The organism is Kitasatospora sp. NPDC093806, assembly GCF_040683335.1.
In the GTDB taxonomy this organism is placed as follows: Bacteria; Actinomycetota; Actinomycetes; order Streptomycetales; family Streptomycetaceae; genus Kitasatospora.
The window spans coordinates 56939-73788 of record NZ_JBFBDO010000033.1; the positions used below are offsets into that span (position 1 = coordinate 56939).

The following is a 16850-nucleotide window of genomic DNA, read 5'->3' on the forward strand; positions in this document are numbered from 1 at the left end:
CCCCGCCCTGCAGCCAAGACAAGGACCCCCGGCCATGAACCGCTCCACCCGCGCCCGCAGACTCCCCGTCGCCGTCCTCGCCGTCGCGCTCTCCACCACGCTGCTCGCCGCCTGCGGCGGCAACGGCGACGACAAGGCCGCCGACGCCGCCAAGCCCGCCGGCGACGCCGCCTCGGCCGCCGCCGGTTCGGCCGCCGTCTTCCCGCGCACCGTCACCCACGCGGCCGGCAGCGCCGAGCTCAAGGCCCAGCCCAAGCGCGTCGTGGTCCTGGACAGCGGCGAGCTGGACGACGTCACCCTGCTCGGCATCACCCCGGTCGGCGCGGTCTCCCCGCACATGAAGACCGAGGGCGGGTTCCCGAACTACCTCAAGGACAAGATCAAGGACACCAAGGACGTCGGCCCGATGAACGAGCCGAACCTGGAGCTGATCGCCTCCCTGAAGCCCGACCTGATCCTCTCCTCGAAGGTCCGGCACGCCAAGGTCTACGACAAGCTCAACGCGATCGCCCCGACCGTGCTGGCCGAGACCACCGGCTTCCCGTGGAAGGAGAACCTCGCCCTCTACGCGCAGGCCCTCGGCAAGGAGGCCGAGGCCAAGAAGGCGCTCGCCGACTACGAGGCCCGCGCCGCCAAGCTCGGCGAGGCGATCAAGGCCAAGAACGGCGGCACCGAGCCGACCGCGTCCGTGGTCCGCTTCGTGGCCGGCCCGACCCGCCTCTACCAGAAGCAGTCGTTCAGCGGTGTCGTGCTGAAGGACGTCGGCCTGGGCCGCCCGGCCTCGCAGGACGTCGACAAGTCGATGCTGGAGGTCAGCGCCGAGCAGATCAACCAGGCCGACGCCGACCTGGTCTTCGTCACCGTCGCGGACGACCCGACCAAGACCAAGCAGAGCGAGGTCCAGAACACCCCCGTCTGGCAGGGCCTGAACGCCGTCAAGAACAGCAAGGTGTTCAACGTGCCGGACGAGACCTGGATGTCCGGCATCGGCGTCCAGGCGGCCGACGCGATGCTCGTCGACATCGCCAAGGCGGCGGGCGTGGACGCGCCCCAGTAGTCCCCGTAGTCTCCGCAGTTCCCGTCGTCCCGGGGCGACCGAGGTGAGGGGCGGGCTGCGGGCGGCCCATCCCTCACCTCGGTCGCCCCCGCTCCCGCCCCCTCCCACCGCCATACGGAGAGGACCCCGCGCCCCATGCGGCTCTACCTGCTCGCCCTCAACCCCACCGACTCGGTCACCCAGGGCTTCCTGCCGGCCGCCGCCCGGCTCGGGCTCGACGTCACCGTGCTCACCGACCACGCCGAGCCCCACCGCCGCGCGTACGCCGAACTGCCCCACGCGCCCGAGGTGGTGGAGTGCGAGGTCCGCGACTTCCGCGAGGTGGTCGGGCTGGTCTCCGCACGCCGGGCGCCCGGGGCCGTCGACCACCGGACCGCTTCCCAGCCGTTCGCGATCTTCAGCAACAGCGACCACCTGCAGACCCAGACCGCGCTGGCCGCCGAGTACTTCGGCCTCCCGGCCAAGGACTGGCGGGTCACCCTGCGGGCCAAGAACAAGGCCCAGCTCCGCCGCCACCTGACCGCCGCCGGCCTCGACACGGTCCGCTCGGTGGAGCTCGCGCCGGACCAGGACCCGTCCGTGCTGCGGGAGTCGGACCTCCCCTTCCCCGTGGTCGTCAAGCCGCGCGAGGGCGTCGCCAGCGAGGACGTGTCGCTGGTCGCGGACGTGGCGGAGCTGGTCCGGCGCTGCAAGGAGATCCGGCACCGGCGGACCGGGGCGGCGCTGGTCGTCGAGGAGTTCCTGGCGGGGCAGTTGTGCACGCTGGAGACGCTCGGCGACGGGCGGCGACGGCACGTCCTCGGCGGCTTCCGGACCAGGGTCTCCCCGCCGCCGCACTTCATCGAGGAGATGCTGGAGTTCGTCCCCGCGCACCCGCCGGCCGTGGTCGGGCAGGTGCTCGCCCAGCTGGACGCGCTGGGCGTCGGACTCGGCGCCTGCCACACCGAGTTCGTCGTCCAGCCGGACGGCCGGGCGAGGATCGTCGAGGTCAACTACCGGGCCATCGGCGACCAGTGCGACCTCATGCTCGCCGAGGTCCTCGGCATACCGCTGTTCGAGCACATCCTCGCCGCCCACCTCGGCCTCGAACTCCCCGCCGACCTCGGCGAACGGTGCGCCGCCACCACCCGGCGCGCCCGCAACGAGCCGGTCCTCGCCGACCGGGCCGGCACCCTCACCGCGGCCCCCGCGGCGTACGACGAGCAGACGGACGGCGTCCGGCTCGTCTACCGGCCGCTGCGCGCGCTCGGCGAACGGCACGAGCACCACCGCACCAACCGGGACTACCTGGGTGTGGTGTGGGCGGTCGGGCCGGACCAGGACGCCGCGGACGCCGCCGTCGCCCGGTTCACGGCCGCCAACCGCTGGGAGATCACGCCGTGAGCGCGACGGGGGGCGCCGGGCCCGCGAGGGCCACCGGGAGCGCCCCGTCGACCGTCGCCGAACGGCTCGCCCTCCGGGTGCTCTCCGCGCTGCTGCGCGAGGACGTCCTCGGCCTGCGCAGCCGCGGCGTGGTGGAGCAACGCGCCGACGGGCCCTGGCTGGTGGCCGCCGAACACGCGCTCGCCCTCCCCGTCACCCCCGAGGGCTTCCAGAGCGATTACGCCGCCCGCCTCCCCTTACTCCTGCTCGACGGCCGCCCGGTCACCGGCCTCGACGCCGTCCTCACGGAACTCTCCGGGCTCGCCCTGCTCGCCGAGCCCGGGGACCGCCCCGGCTGGACGGCGTTCGCCGAGGAGTGCCGACAGACCCTGGCCACCATGGAGTTGCACGAGCGGGTCCGCGCGGAGGTCCACGCCGCGCTCGTCGCCCGCTACGGCGCCGACCCGGCGCACTGGACCGGCCCCGCCGCCGCCCTCGGCCACGACACCCTGGCCGCCTACCTCGACCACCCGGTCTACCCCACCGCGCGCGGCCGCACCGGCCTCGCCGAGCCGGAACTCCGGGACCACGCACCGGAGTTCCACCCTTCCTTCGAGCTGCGCTGGCTCGCCCTCCCGGCCGGCACGCTCACCCGGCACGGCGACCGGCCGCTGCCCCACTGGTGGCCCGCCCCGAGCCGGCTCGGCCTCGACCTGCCCGGCGGCGACCACGCCTGGGAGACCCTCCCGGTCCATCCGCTGACCGTCGGCGCTCCCCTGGACGCGGCGCTGCACGCCGTCGGCCTGGCCGGGCGGGCCGTCCTCGCCGGACGCCCGTACCTGACCGTCGTCCCCACCCTCTCGATGCGGACCGTCGCCGTCGCCGAGGACCCCGTCCACCACCTCAAGCTCCCCCTGGCCACCGCCACCCTCGGCCGGCTCAACCGCCGCACCATCAAGCCCGGCACCCTGCTCGACGGCGCCGCCGGTCAGCGGCTGGTCGAGGCGGTGCTGGCGCGCGAACCCCGCTTCGCCGGACGGATCCTGCACGCCGACGAACAGACCTGGGCGCACGCCGGCCACGAGCTGCTCGCCGTGCTGCTGCGCCGCCACCCGGACGGGCTGGACCGGTCCGTGACCGTCCCGCTGGCCGCCCTGCTCGCCCCGGCTCCCTCGCCCGCAACCCCTCCCTCCGGCGGCCGCCTGGTGATCGACCACCTCGCCGACCGCTTCTTCGGCGGCGACCCGGTCGCCCTCTACGACGCCCTGCTCGACCTGCTGCTCGACTGGCAGACCACCCTCTTCGCCCACGGCGTCGCCCTGGAGGCCCACCAGCAGAACACCTCGCTCGCCCTCGACGAGGGCGGCGGCCTGCGACTGCTCTACAAGGACGACGACAGCCCGCGCGTCCACACCACCCGTCTGGCCGCCATGCTCGGCGAACTCACCCCGGCACACGACGAGTTCGACGACGCCAGGATCTTCGGCGACGAGGACCGCCCGCTCGTCGACCTGTTCGCCACCATCACCGGGCACCTGTGCACCGGCGCCCTGGCGTTCGGTCTCGCCGACCACGGACGGGCCGGACTCGACGAACTGCTGGGGCTGTTGCGCAAGCGGCTGACCGAGGCCGTCGACCGGGCCGGACCGGCCGCCGAGCCGCTGCGCGCCGCCCTGCTCGACGCCGAACGCCTGCCGGTCAAGGCGATGGTCACCGCCGGAACCCTGCTCAGCAAGCAGCGCTCGGGCGCCGCCGACATCAACAAGCACTACACCAGCGGCCCCAACTACCTCCTGCCGCCGACCCGTTCACCCTCGGACCGGACCGCCCGATGACGGGCGACACGCCACCGCACCGGCCCCCTCCCCGCCCGTCAGCTTCGGAGTCGCCCGTGACCCACGAACTGCCCACCGCCGACCACGCGGTGGCCCACACCCTGCTGAACTGCCTGCTGCGCGAGGTCTCAGCGCCCGAGCACCAGACCGCCGTCGACGGCGGCCGCCTGCTGGTCCGACTGCCCAGGCGCGGCACCCTGCTCCGGGTCGCGCTGCGCCGGACCTCGCTGCTCGGCGCCCACCGGTTCGGCGGCCCGGTCGAGGAGGAACACGCCGACGGCTGGCGCGCGTTGGGATGGCTCGAACTCGCCCACCACGTCCAGGACGAACTGGAGCTGCGCACCGGGACCCGCAACGAGGAGTTCCTCGACCAGCTGGCCGCCAGCCATCACACCGTCCAGGCCGTTCTGGCGGACCGCCCGGCGGCCGGACCGGACCGCTACCTGGAATCCGAGCAGGCCCTGCTGTTCGGACACCGCTTCCACCCCGCGCCGAAGTCCCGCTCCGCCGACCGCGGCGACTGGCGCGCCTACGCCCCGGAGGCCCGGGCCGCGTTCCGGCTGCGCCACCTCGCCGTCCGACGGGAACTGGTCGCCGGCGCCTCGCCCGCCGACCCCGACGACTCGACGGAACTCCCGCCGGACGGCCCGGCCGACCGCCTGCTCGACGGCCTCGCGCCCGTCCCGGCCGGCTACCGACTGCTGCCCGCGCACCCCTGGCAGTACCGGCTCATCGCCGACCACCCGCTGTTGCGCGGCGCCCTGGACCGCGGCGACGTGCTCGACCTCGGCCCCGGCGGCGCCCCGTTCGCCGCCACCGCCTCCGTCCGGACCCTGTACGGCGCGGGCGCCTTCCTCAAGTTCAGCCTGAACGTGCGGATCACCAACTGCCTGCGCAAGAACGCCGCCTACGAGCTGGCCGGCGCCGTCACCCTCACCCGGGCGCTCGCCCCGGTGCTGGCCGACCTCGCCGCCCGCTTCCCGGACGCCGCCGTCCTGCGCGAACCGGCGTTCCGCACCCTCGCCCTGCCCGGCGCCGACGGCCGGCCCGACCGGGCGCTGTACGAGGGGTTCGGCCTGATCCTGCGCGAGGGGTTCGGCGGGCTGCTGCGCCCGGGCATCACCCCGCTGCTGGCCGCCGCCGTCGCCGACGAGTACCCGACCAGCTCGGCGCACGTCTCCCGACTGCTCGGCGACGCCGTCGACGACCCCGGCCGGGCGCTCGACTGGTGGACGGCCTACCTGCGACTGCTCCTCCCGCCGGTGCTCGCCGCCTACTTCGACCACGGCGTGGTCCTCGAACCGCACCTGCAGAACGTGCTGCTCGGCGTCGACGCCGCCGGCCGGCCAGCCCAGGTGCTCTTCCGCGACCTGGAAGGGACGAAGCTGCTCCCGGACCGGCACGCCGCCCTGCTCGCCGCACTGCCGCCCGAGGTGGCCCGCCCGATGGCCTACGACGCCGAACGCGGCTGGGACCGGGTGGTCTACTGCCTGCTGGTCAACCACGTCGCCGAGCTGCTGGCCGCGCTGGCCGACCTGCACCCGGCGGCGGAGGGGGCGCTCTGGGAGGCGGTCCGCCGGGTCCTGGAGGAGTACGCGGCGGCGCACGGGCACCCGCCCCGGCTGCGCGCGCTGCTCGCCGGTGTTCCGCTGCCCGCCAAGACCAATCTGCTGACCCGCTGGGAGCGCAAGGCCGACCGCGCGGCCGGGTACGTCCGGCTGCCCTCGCCGCTGGCCCGCTCGGTCCTGGCCGGAGCCGCCCGCGTCCCGAACCCCGTCCAGGCCCCGCCCGTCCCCACCGGAGGGATCCGATGACCGCCACCGAACCGGTCCGCCGTCTGGCCGCCGGCCTCGACCCCGAGCAACTGCCCGCCTACGTCTACGACTTGTCAGCGCTGCGGACGCACGCCCGGGCCGTCCGGGCCGCTCTGCCGGAACGCGTCGAGCTGTACTACGCCGCCAAGGCGAACCCGGAGGCGCCGGTGCTGACGGCGCTGCGCGACGCCGTGGACGGCTACGAGGTCTCCAGCGGTGGGGAGTTGGCACACGTCCAGGCCGTCGTGCCGGACGCCCCGCTGGCCTTCGGCGGGCCGGGCAAGACGCCCGCCGAGATCGCGGCGGCCGTCGACGCCGGGGTGCACCGCTGGCACGTCGAGAGCGAGCAGGAGCTGTACCGGCTGGCCGCCGCACTGGACGGCCGACCGGACGCGGTGGTGGACGTGCTGCTGCGGGTCAACCTGCCGGTCGGGGCGGGCGCCCTGGACTCGGTGGCGCTGGCGATGGGCGGGCGGCCGACGCCGTTCGGACTGGACCCGGACCGCGCCGCGGCGGCGGCCCGGCTGCTCACCGATCCGTGCGGACCGCTCGGCCCGGTCCTGCGCCGACTGCGGCTGCGCGGGGTGCACGCGCACCTGGCGAGCGGGCTGGCGGCGGCCGAGCAGCTGGCGCTCGCCGAGCAGATCGTCGGCTGGTCCGCCCGACTGGCCGAACGGCACGCCTTCCGTCTGGACGAGGTCAACGTGGGCGGCGGCATGGCGGTCGACTACGCCGACCCGGGCGCCCGGTTCGACTGGGCGGCGTTCGGCGCGGGGCTCGGGCGGCTGCTGGACCGGCACCCGGGCCTGACCCTGCGGATCGAGCCGGGCCGGGCGGTCACCGCGTACTGCGGCTGGTACGTCACCGAGGTGCTGGACGTGAAACGCAGCCACGGCGAGGACTTCGCGGTCGTCCGGGGCGGCACCCACCACCTGCGCACCCCGGCCACCCGGGGGCACGACCAGCCGTTCACCACCCTGCCGGTCGCCGCCTGGCCGCACCCCTGGACGCGCCCCGCCGTGACGGCCGCCCGGGCCACGGTGGCCGGCCAGCTCTGCACGCCGAAGGACGTCCTCGCGCACGCCGCCCCGGCGGCCGCCGGCCTGCGGGTGGGCGACCGGGTGCTCTTTGACATGACTGGGTCATACGCGTGGAACATCTCCCACCATGACTTCCTGATGCATCCGCACCCCGGGTTCCACTACCTGGACGACAATAGGGGCTGACGACTGACAGATGACAGATGACAGATTTTGAAATCTGTCATCTGAAAGTCGTCAGCCGTCATCGGCCACCCGCCCGCCCCACCCCACGCCTCCCCCGCACAGACGTGCGAAAGTGGAAGCCAGCGAAGGGAGCGGGCACGTGCTGATGGAAAAGGTGGCGGAGATCCTCGCCGAGGCCTCGGCCGAGGCGGTGGAGCCCCGGTTCCGGGCGCTGGCCGCCGGAGAGGTGATGGAGAAGGCCCCCGGCGAGGTGGTCACCATCGCCGACCGCGAGGCCGAGACGATCATCGCGCGCCGACTGCGCGAACTGCTGCCCGTCCCGGTGGTCGGCGAGGAGGCGGTGGCCGCCGACCCCGCCCTCGCCCAGGCGCTGCGTTCGGAACCGGCCGCCTGGCTGGTCGACCCGGTCGACGGCACCGCGAACTTCGTCGCCGGCCGCCCCGAGTACGCCGTCATGGTGTCCCTGGTGCGCGACGGCCGGACCGTCGCCTCCTGGATCCGGCAGCCCGCCACCGCCACCACCTACACCGCCGAACTCGGCTCCGGCGCCTGGCGCGACGGCCACCGCCTCACCCGCACCCCGGCCGCCGCCGACCCGGCCAAGTGGCGCGGCTCGGTGAAGAGCCGCTTCCTCGACCCCGCCCGCCGCCGCCTGATCGAGGCCAACACCACCGCCTTCGGCGAGATCACCAGCGGCCGCCACGCCGCCGGCATCGAGTACCCGGACATCGCCGAGGGCGCCACGGACTTCATCCTCTACTGGCGCACCCTCCCCTGGGACCACGCCCCCGGTTCACTCCTGGTCACCGAGGCCGGCGGGGTCGCCGCCCGGCTCGACGGCTCCCCCTACCAGCCCGAGCCCCCCGGCGGCACCGAGGGCCTGCTGGTCGCCGCCGACCCCGTCACCTGGGCCCGCGCCCGCGACATCCTGCTCGCCGACTGACAGGCGTCCGACTGCCCGGCGAGGTCGAGCGGCCTCACCCGGCCTCACCCCCGCCACACCTCCCGACCGGCCGCCGTGACCTCGGCGAGCAGGGCGGTGAGGTCCTCGGGCGTGGTGTGCGGGTTGAGCAGGGTCAGCTTCAGGCGCACCCGCCCCGGGCCGTCCCCGGGCAGTTCGGTGCGGCCGACGACGGCGCGCCCGGTGCGCAGCAGCGTCCGGCGCAGTTCGGCGTTGGCCCGGTCGAGCCGGTCGAGGGCGGCGGGGCTGAGGACGGCGGGGTCGTCGGAGCCCGGCGGCCGGTAGCGGAACACGACGGTGGTGAGCACGGGTTCGGCGTGCAGTTCCAGTTCCGGGTCGGCCCGGACGGTCCCGGCGGCGGCCAGCGCGAGGTCGTGGCAGGCGTCGACGAGCCGGCCGAGTCCCGCGCGGCCGAGGGTGCGCAGGGTGACGGCGAGTTTGAAGGCGTCCGGCCGCCGGGTGGTGCGCAGCGAGAGCCCCAACAGGCTGGGGTAGCCGGCCTGTTCGTCGTCGGCGGGGTTGAGGTACTCGGCGCGGCGGCCGAGCGAGACGTACGTTTCGGCGTGCCGGACCAGGAAGACTCCGGCGGGGGCGGGCAGCCAGCCGAGCTTGTGCCAGTCGAGCGAGACGGAGTCGGCGCGTTCGATGCCGTCGAGCAGCGGGGCGAGCCGGTCGGAGAGCAGGGCTCCGCCGCCGTACGCGGCGTCGACGTGCAGCCAGGCGCCGTGTCGGGCGGCGAGTTCGGCGACGGCGGGCAGCGGGTCGACGGCGCCGGTGTCGGTGGTGCCGGCGGTGGCGACGACGGCGATCGGCGTCCGGCCGGCCCAACTCGCCTCGGCCAGTGCCCGTTCGAGCGCGGCCGGGTCCATCCGCAGTTCGCGGTCGACGTCGACCGGGACGACGGCCCGTTCGCCGAGGCCGAGCAGCGCGGCGGCCCGCTGGACGGAGAAGTGGGCGGCCCGGGAGGCGAAGATCCGGGGCCGGAGGCCGTCGGCGAGGGCGGGGAGTCCGTCCAACTCGACGATGCCGTCGAGCTTCTGGTCGCGGGCGAGCATGAGGCCCATGAGGTTGGATTCGGTGCCGCCGGCGGTGAACACGCCGGTGGCGCGGGCCGGGTGGTAGCCGACCAGGGCGGCGAGTTCGGCGAGCAGCGCGGTTTCCAGCGCGGTCGCGGCGGGGGCCTGGTCCCAGGAGTCCTGGGAGGGGTTGAGCGCGCTGACGGCGAGGTCGGCGGCGGTGGCGACGGCGAGCGGCGGGCAGTGCAGGTGGGCGGCGCAGTGCGGGTCGGCGGGGTCGGCCGCGCCGTGGGCGAGCAGTTCGGTGAGGCGGGCGAGCGTGTCGGGGCCGCTTGCGGTGTCCAGCACGGCCGTGACGCGGGCGGCGAGGTCGGCGGGGCGGCCGGTGGGCAGTGGTCCGCCGCGCCGGGTGGCGCCGGTCTCCAGCGCGTCGAGGACGGTGGCGAGCAGTGGTCCGAGCGCGGCCGGCCCGCCGACGCCGCCGGCCAGCGCGTCGAGCGGCGCGGCCCCGAGGGCTCCGGGGGTCCCGAGGGCTCCGGGCGGCGGCGTCCCGGGGGGCAGCGCTCCGGGACCGGTCCCGCCGCCGGCGTCCGCCCCGTTCACTCGGACCCCACCCCTTCCGCGGACTCGACCGACCCCGCCGCCGACCCCGACCCCGACCCCGCCGTCGCCGACCCCGACCCCGCCGTCGCCGCCGCCGCGATGGCGTCGGCCAGCCGGTCCAGCACCGCGGCCGCCTGTTCGTCGGTGATGGTGAGCGGGGGCAGCAGGCGCAGCACCGCGTCGTGCCGCCCACCGAGTTCGACGATCAGCCCGCGCGCCAGGCAGGCCTCGCGCACCCGCACCGCCAGGCCGGGCGCGGCCGGCCGGGCCCCGCAGGCGTCCGGTTCGGCGGTGGGGTCGACGAGTTCGACGCCGATCATCAGCCCGCGGCCGCGGACGTCGCCGATCGCCGGGAGTTCCCGGGCCAGCGCGCGCAGCCGTTCGACCAGCCGTCCGCCGACCAGGGCCGCCCGTTCGGCGAGGCCGTGCGCGGCGACGTACCGCAGGGTGGCGGCGCCGGCGGCCATGGCGAGCGTGTTGCCGCGGAAGGTGCCGGTGTGCGCGCCGGGCCGCCAGCCGTCGTACTCCTCCCGGTAGACGACGACGGCGAGCGGCAGGCTGCCGCCGATGGCCTTGGAGAGCACCATCGCGTCGGGGACGATCCCGCTGTGCTCGATCGCCCACATCGCGCCGGTGCGGCCGACGCCGGTCTGCACCTCGTCGACGATCAGCGGGATGCGGCGTTCGGCGGTGATCCGGCGCATGGCGCGCAGCCAGTCGTCGGGGGCCGGGACGACGCCGCCCTCGCCCTGGACGACCTCCAGGATCATCGCGGCGGGCCGGACGACGCCGCCGGACGGGTCGTCGAGCAGCCGCTCCACGTAGGTCGCGGACAGGTCGGCGCCGGCCGCCCCGCCGACCCCGAACGGGCAGCGGTAGCCGTAGGGGTAGGGCAGCCGGACCACCTCGCCGCCGCCGGGCAGGGGTTCCTTGACGGCGACGTTGCCGGTGAGCGCCAGGGCGCCGGCGGTCATCCCGTGGTAGGCGCCGGTGAAGGCGAGGGCGCCGGACCGGCCGGTGGCGGTCTGGGTGAGTTTGAGCGCGGCCTCGACGGCGTCGGTCCCGGCGGGCCCGCAGAAGTGCACGCGCGCGCCGTCGGCGAAGGCGGGCGGCAGGCTGTCGAACAGCGCGGTGGTGAAGTCGTCCTTCTCGGCGGTGGCGAGGTCGAGCAGATGCAGCGGGGCGCCGCTGTCCAGGGTGCGGCGGATCGCGGCGAGGACCACGGGGTGGTTGTGGCCGAGCGCGAGGGTGCCGGCGCCGGAGAGGCAGTCGAGGTAGCGACGGCCGTCGGCGCCCTCGACGGTCATGCCGTTGGCGCGCACCGGGACGATCGGGAAGGACCGCGCGTAGGTGCGGGCGGCGGACTCGCGCATCCGCTGCCGTCTCAGCACGGCGGTCGGCGAGGGGAGGGGTGCTGCGGCGGGGGCGGGGACGGTCGGACCGGTGGCGGGCTCAGCGGCGAGCGTCAAGGCGGACTCCCAAGTAATTAGGTGAGCCTAACCTTACTTGTCTGACCTGCCCGGATCCGCCCCGGGCCACCAGAACCACCCGGCCGAGTGACACGCGGGCGGATTCCGCCCAAGCGGCAGCGGACCCCTCTCCTCAACGAGCGGACCGCCCGGCGGTCACGGCCGGACCGCGGCCGGCCGTGCTCGACGGTCAGTGGTCAATGGTCAGTGGTCAACGGTCAGCGGCGCGCGCCGCCCCGGCCGGGCGCCGCCCAGCGGTAACAGAGCTCGGGCCGGCCGACGTTGCCGTACTGCGGCTCGCGGACGGCGAGGCCGGTGTCGACGAGGTGCTCCAGGTAGCGGCGGGCGGTGATCCGGGAGACCCCGGCGGCCGCGCCCGCCGCGGCGGCGGACAGCCCGGTGGCGGCCTCGCGCAGGACGGTGGCCACGGCGTCCAGGGTGGGCGCGCTCAACCCCTTGGGCAGCGCGGTCCGTTCGGGCGTGCGGAGCAGGGCGAGCGCCTGGTCGACCTCGTCCTGCCCGGTGGCCTCGCCGGCCCGGCCGAGGGTGTCGCGGTAGCGGGCGTAGCGCTCCAGCCGGTCGTGCAGCGCGGCGGCCCCGAACGGTTTCAGCAGGTACTGCACCACCCCGGCGGAGACCGCCTGGCGGACCATGGCCAGGTCGCGGGCGGAGGTGACGGCGATGACGTCGGTCGGGTGCCCGGCCGCGCGCAGGGTGCCGCAGAGCTGGAGGCCGTGCCCGTCCGGCAGGTAGAGGTCGAGCAGGATGAGGTCGACGGGGCGGCCGGCCGCCCGGGCGCGGTCCAGGAAGCGCAGCGCGTCGGCGCAGCCGTGCACGGTGCCGACGGCCCGGAAGCCGGGTTCGCGCCCGACGTAGAGGGTGTGCGCGGCGGCGGCCACCGGGTCGTCCTCGACCACCAGGACGGTGATGTCGGGCCGGTCCGGGGTGCCCGTCGCGGCGCCGGGTCCGCCGCCGGGCGGGGTGCCCGTCACGGGGTCACCGCCGCGCACCGGCGGGCCGGACGCCCGAGCGGCAGGCGGACGGTGAGCACCGCGCCGCGGTCCCGGCCGACCTCGACGGTGCCGCCGTTGCGGCGGGCGGCCTGGCCGACCAAGGCGAGACCGAGGCCGTGCCCGTGGCCGTCCTGCTTGGTGCTCCAGCCGCGGCGGAACACGTCGTCGACCGCCCCTGGTTCGATGCCGGCGCCGGTGTCGGCGACCCGCAGCAGCAGGTGGTCCCCGTCGATCCGGGCGGTCACGGTGACCTCCGGCGGATCGGGGCGCTCGGCGGCGCCGGCGATCGCCGCGTCCACGGCGTTGTCGATCAGGTTGCCGAGGACGGTGATGAGGTCGCGGGCGGCCAGGCCGGGCGGCAGCACCCCGTCGTCGATCGAACTGTCCGGGGTGAGCGTCAACTCCACGCCGCGCTCGGCGGCTTGGGCGGCCTTGCCGAGCAGCAGGGCGGCGAGCACCGGTTCGCTGACGGCGGCGACGACCCGGTCGGTGAGCTGCTGGGCGAGGGCGAGTTCGGCGGTGGCGAACTCCACCGCCTCCCGGTGGCGGCCGAGTTCGATCAGCGAGACGACGGCGTGCAGCCGGTTGGCGGCCTCGTGCGCCTGTGCGCCGAGCGCGTCGGTGAATCCGCGCACCGAGTCCAACTCGCCGCTCAGCGACTGTAGTTCGGTGTGGTCGCGGAGGGTGAGGACGCGGCCGAGCCCGGTACCGATGGTGGAGGTGTTGAGCACCACGACGCGTTCGGCGGTGAGCTGCACCTCGTCCCGCACCGGCTCCGCGCCCGTCACCGAGGCGACCAGGGCGGCCGGCAGGCCCAGCTCGTCGATCGGCCGGCCGTCCACCTCCCCGGCCAGGCCGAGGAGTTCACGGGCCGCGTCGTTGCAGAGCACCACCCGGTGGTCGCGGTCGAGCAGCACGAGCCCCTCGCGGACCGCGTGCAGGGTGGCCTGGTGGTACTCGTAGAGGTGGCTGAGCTCGGCCGGTCCCATGCCGTGGGTGTGGCGCCGCAGCCGGGAGTTGGCGAGATAGGTGCCGGCTCCGCCGAGCGCGAGCGCGGCCGTCGCGACGCCGACCAGGGCGAGCAGCGGGCCGCGCAGCTGGGCGGAGATGGACTCGACCGTGATGCCCGCGCTGACCAGGGCGATCACCCGGTGCCGCTCGTCCAGCACCGGGGTGACTACCCGGACCGAGGGGCCGAGCGTGCCGGTGTAGGTCTCACTGCGGGTCTCCCCGGCGAGCGCCCAGTCGATGTGCCCGAGGAAGGTCCGCCCGATCTGCTCGGGCCGGGGGTGGGTCCAGCGGACGCCGGCGGTGTCCATCACGGTGACGAAGGAGACCCCGGTGTCGACCCGCACCTGTTCGGCGTAGGGCTGGAGGACGGCGGTCGGGTCGGGCCCGGCGACGGCGGTCCGGACGGCCGGCGAGTCGGCGACGGCGTGGGCGACGGCGGTGACCTGGCGGCGGGCCGCGTCGTCGGCGCGACCGGCGGTGAACAGGTAGGCGAGCAGCGCCCCGCCCGCCACCACGGCGGCGACGATGACCACCTGGACGACGAAGAGCTGTCCGGCCAGGCTGCGCACCAGCCGGCGCGGCGGCGCCGGGCGACGCGCCGGCACGCGGCGGCCCGACACCGGGCGGCGCGGGGACGGCTCCGACCGACGCGACGACGGTGCCGACCGGCGGAGCGGCAGCAGCGCCCGGCGCGACGACGGCGACGCCGGGCGGCGCGACGGGGGGAGGGTGGGCGCGGACATGCCTGCCAGTGTGCACCACGGCCCCGGCGGCGCGGCCCCGCCCGGATCCTCGGGCCCGCGCGTGAACTCTATGAACGCAAACGTGACCCGCGTCACGCCGCACCGCCATAGTCGGAGCGGCCCACCACCCGGGGCCGCCAGTACCGCACGCAGGACCGCACCGCCGCGCCCCCCACCTCCGCGCGGCGAGTGCCGGCACGGCAGGGCGAAGGAGCCGCAGATGTCGATCACCGGAGCAGCACCGCAGGCGGGGAGCAGAGCGAAGGACCGCACCCACTTCCTCTACCTCGCCGTGATCGCGGCGGTGGTCGCGGGCGTCGTGGTGGGTCTGGCCGCGCCGGAGTTCGCGGTGGAGCTGAAGCCGATCGGCACGGGCTTCGTCAACCTCATCAAGATGATGATCAGCCCGGTCATCTTCTGCACCATCGTGCTGGGCATCGGCTCGGTCACCAAGGCCGCCAAGGTCGGCAAGGTCGGCGGCCTCGCCCTCGGCTACTTCCTCGCCATGTCGACCGTCGCCCTCGCGATCGGCCTGCTGGTCGGCAACCTGCTGGAGCCCGGCGGCGGCCTCCACCTGACCACCGCGCTCGCCAAGTCCGGCCACGCGCAGGCCGCCGCCGGCGGCGCGCAGTCCACCACCGACTTCCTGCTTGGGATGATCCCGACCACCATGCTGTCCGCCCTCACCGAGGGCAAGGTGCTGCAGACCCTGCTGGTCGCCCTGCTCGCCGGCTTCGCCCTGCAGGCGATGGGCCCGGCCGGCACGCCCGTGCTGCGCGGCGTCGAGCACGTGCAGCGGCTGGTGTTCCGGGTCATGGCGATGATCATGTGGGTGGCGCCGATCGGCGCCTTCGGGGCGATGGCGGCCGTGGTCGGCGCCACCGGGACGGCCGCGCTGAAGAGCCTCGCCGTCATCATGATCGGCTTCTACCTGACCTGCGCGCTGTTCGTGGTCGTCGTCCTGGGCACGCTGCTGCGGCTGGTCGCGGGCGTCAACATCCTCACCCTGCTGCGCTACCTCGGCCGCGAGTTCCTGCTGATCCTCTCCACCTCCTCCTCGGAGAGCGCGCTGCCCCGGCTGATCGCCAAGATGGAGCACCTGGGCGTCAGCCGCCCGGTGGTCGGCATCACCGTCCCGACCGGCTACAGCTTCAACCTGGACGGGACCGCGATCTACCTCACCATGGCCTCGATCTTCATCTCGGAGGCGCTGGACAAGCCGATGTCGGTCGGCGAGCAGCTGTCGCTGCTGGTCTTCATGGTGATCGCCAGCAAGGGCGCGGCCGGGGTCACCGGCGCCGGGCTGGCCACCCTGGCCGGCGGCCTGCAGTCGCACAAGCCGGCGCTGGTGGACGGGGTCGGGCTGATCGTCGGCATCGACCGGTTCATGTCCGAGGCCCGCGCGCTCACCAACTTCGCCGGGAACGCCGTCGCCACCGTGCTGATCGGCCAGTGGACCGGGGAGTTCGACCGCGAGCGGGCGCGGGAGGTGCTGAGCGGCGCGGTGCCGTTCGACGAGCGGACGCTGGTGGACGCCCACGGCGGCCCGGAGCCGCACACCCCGGCCGGGACGGCGGCGGAGCCCGCGGCCGCGCCGGTGACGGCAGCGGCAGCGGCAGCGGCAGCGGCAGCGGAAGCCGCACCGGCACCGGTGACGCAGGTGGCCGCCTGACCCTGCGGCCTCCCCCCTTGACTCCCCCGGTCCGGCGCCCCGCCCAACCCCCCGGAACAGGCGCCGGACCGGGGGTCCTTCATGTCACGCCCCGGTCGTCCTTCCCCGGTCGTCCTTCCCCGGCCGTCCTTCCCCGGCCGTCCCCATCGGGCCGCCCACCGGGCCGCCCTCCCCGGCCGCCCGCCGGCCCGCACCGTCGCTCAGACCTCTTCGGACCCGCTGACCGCCCAGCTCAGGCCGGTCGCCGGGTCCTCCAGCGCGAGGTGCAGATGGCGCAGCCGGTCCGCCGGGTCGTCCCAGGTGAAGCAGCGCATCCGGGCGACCAGCGCGTCCACCTCGGCCCGGTCCGGCCGCGCCGCCCCGGTCATCGCGACCAGCACCCGCCAGAGCGCCAGCCGCCCGTGCGCCGCCCCGTGCGCCCGGTCCGCGACGCCCGCCTGCACCAGCGCCGGACAGGCCAGCGCGAAGGGCAGGTACCCGCCGGTGACCAGCCGCCCGGGCGCCAGCTGCGCGGCCGCGCGCGGCGCCGGGCCCCGGACGCAGACCGCCCGCGCCCACCCGGCCAGCTCGGCCAGCGCCCGGGTGGCCGGCTGCCCGGGCAGTCGCGCGCCCGGCTCGGGCAGCTCCACCGGCCCCAGGCCCTCCCGGGTGGCGGGCAGCGTCAGCAGCGCGCTGCGCGCACCGCCGCCGCGCAGGTACTCCCGGACGGGCACGCCCTCGCCCGAGCCCACCGACTCCCACGGCGCCAGTCGCGGCGGGACGCCCTCCGGGTCCGGCTCGGCGCCGTACGAGAGGTCCTCGCCGAGCAGCACCCTGGTCTGCGCGACCAGCCTCCGCACCGGGGCCGGGCCGAGCAGCGGGGCGAGCCGCCGCCAGGAGTGCCGGGTCGCCAGCACCTCCCAGAGCGGTCCGGCGTCGTGGTCGGTCACCCCGGCAGCGGTGCCCGGGCCGCCGTCCGCGTCGAACAGCCGGGCGGCCACCTCGGGCGGCGCGGCGTACGCGATCAGGTGGCCGAGCGGCGCCGTCGCGACGGCGGCCCGGTCCTGCGCGGCCCGGTCGAGCCCCGGC

Annotated in this window: 11 protein-coding genes and 1 pseudogene; 7 read left to right on the top strand and 5 right to left on the bottom strand. The window is 75.7% G+C overall.

Features of this window, described 5'->3' with window-relative positions:
- The first annotated feature begins 34 nt into the window (after positions 1 to 34).
- From AB0N76_RS18265 to AB0N76_RS18290, 6 genes are all read left to right on the top strand, one after another.
- Positions 35 to 1057, top strand: coding sequence for an iron-siderophore ABC transporter substrate-binding protein (locus tag AB0N76_RS18265; protein WP_363558270.1), 1023 nt, complete (start codon positions 35 to 37; stop codon positions 1055 to 1057).
- 135 nt (positions 1058 to 1192) lie between these two features.
- Entirely contained in the window at positions 1193 to 2440 is a 1248-nt protein-coding gene (locus tag AB0N76_RS18270; RefSeq protein WP_363558272.1) for an ATP-grasp domain-containing protein, read from the top strand.
- A gap of 77 nt (positions 2441 to 2517) precedes the next feature.
- Positions 2518 to 4254 carry an IucA/IucC family protein gene (locus AB0N76_RS18275; RefSeq protein WP_363558296.1) on the top strand — a complete coding sequence of 579 codons (1737 nt, stop codon included), beginning with the start codon at positions 2518 to 2520 and terminating at the stop codon, positions 4252 to 4254.
- Between the two features lie 56 nt (positions 4255 to 4310).
- On the top strand, positions 4311 to 6068 hold the full coding sequence (locus tag AB0N76_RS18280) for an IucA/IucC family protein (protein WP_363558274.1): 1758 nt from the start codon (positions 4311 to 4313) through the stop codon (positions 6066 to 6068).
- Positions 6065 to 7294 (top strand): type III PLP-dependent enzyme, encoded by a 1230-nt coding sequence (locus AB0N76_RS18285; RefSeq protein WP_363558276.1) that lies wholly within the window; start codon positions 6065 to 6067, stop codon positions 7292 to 7294. Before AB0N76_RS18280 ends, AB0N76_RS18285 begins: the two co-directional genes overlap by 4 nt.
- Before the next feature lie 145 nt (positions 7295 to 7439).
- Positions 7440 to 8237, top strand: coding sequence for an inositol monophosphatase family protein (locus AB0N76_RS18290; protein ID WP_363558298.1), 798 nt, complete (start codon positions 7440 to 7442; stop codon positions 8235 to 8237).
- 44 nt (positions 8238 to 8281) lie between these two features.
- Here AB0N76_RS18290 and AB0N76_RS18295 read toward each other — a convergent pair whose 3' ends face one another.
- From AB0N76_RS18295 to AB0N76_RS18310, 4 genes are all read right to left on the bottom strand, one after another.
- On the bottom strand, positions 8282 to 9760 hold the full coding sequence (locus tag AB0N76_RS18295; RefSeq protein WP_363558300.1) for an aminotransferase class I/II-fold pyridoxal phosphate-dependent enzyme: 1479 nt from the start codon (positions 9758 to 9760) through the stop codon (positions 8282 to 8284).
- A gap of 110 nt (positions 9761 to 9870) precedes the next feature.
- Positions 9871 to 11265 carry a diaminobutyrate--2-oxoglutarate transaminase family protein gene (locus AB0N76_RS18300; protein ID WP_363558302.1) on the bottom strand — a complete coding sequence of 465 codons (1395 nt, stop codon included), beginning with the start codon at positions 11263 to 11265 and terminating at the stop codon, positions 9871 to 9873.
- Between the two features lie 296 nt (positions 11266 to 11561).
- On the bottom strand, positions 11562 to 12272 hold the full coding sequence (locus tag AB0N76_RS18305; protein WP_363558304.1) for a response regulator: 711 nt from the start codon (positions 12270 to 12272) through the stop codon (positions 11562 to 11564).
- A gap of 59 nt (positions 12273 to 12331) precedes the next feature.
- Positions 12332 to 13972, bottom strand: coding sequence for a sensor histidine kinase (locus tag AB0N76_RS18310; protein WP_363558278.1), 1641 nt, complete (start codon positions 13970 to 13972; stop codon positions 12332 to 12334).
- Between the two features lie 358 nt (positions 13973 to 14330).
- Here AB0N76_RS18310 and AB0N76_RS18315 point away from each other — a divergent pair, with 358 nt between their 5' ends.
- A complete protein-coding gene (locus AB0N76_RS18315; RefSeq protein ID WP_363558280.1) occupies positions 14331 to 15782 on the top strand; it encodes a cation:dicarboxylase symporter family transporter in 1452 nt (483 codons plus the stop codon).
- Between the two features lie 200 nt (positions 15783 to 15982).
- Here AB0N76_RS18315 and AB0N76_RS18320 read toward each other — a convergent pair.
- A pseudogene (locus AB0N76_RS18320) lies at positions 15983 to 16850 on the bottom strand (hypothetical protein); the annotation flags it as partial.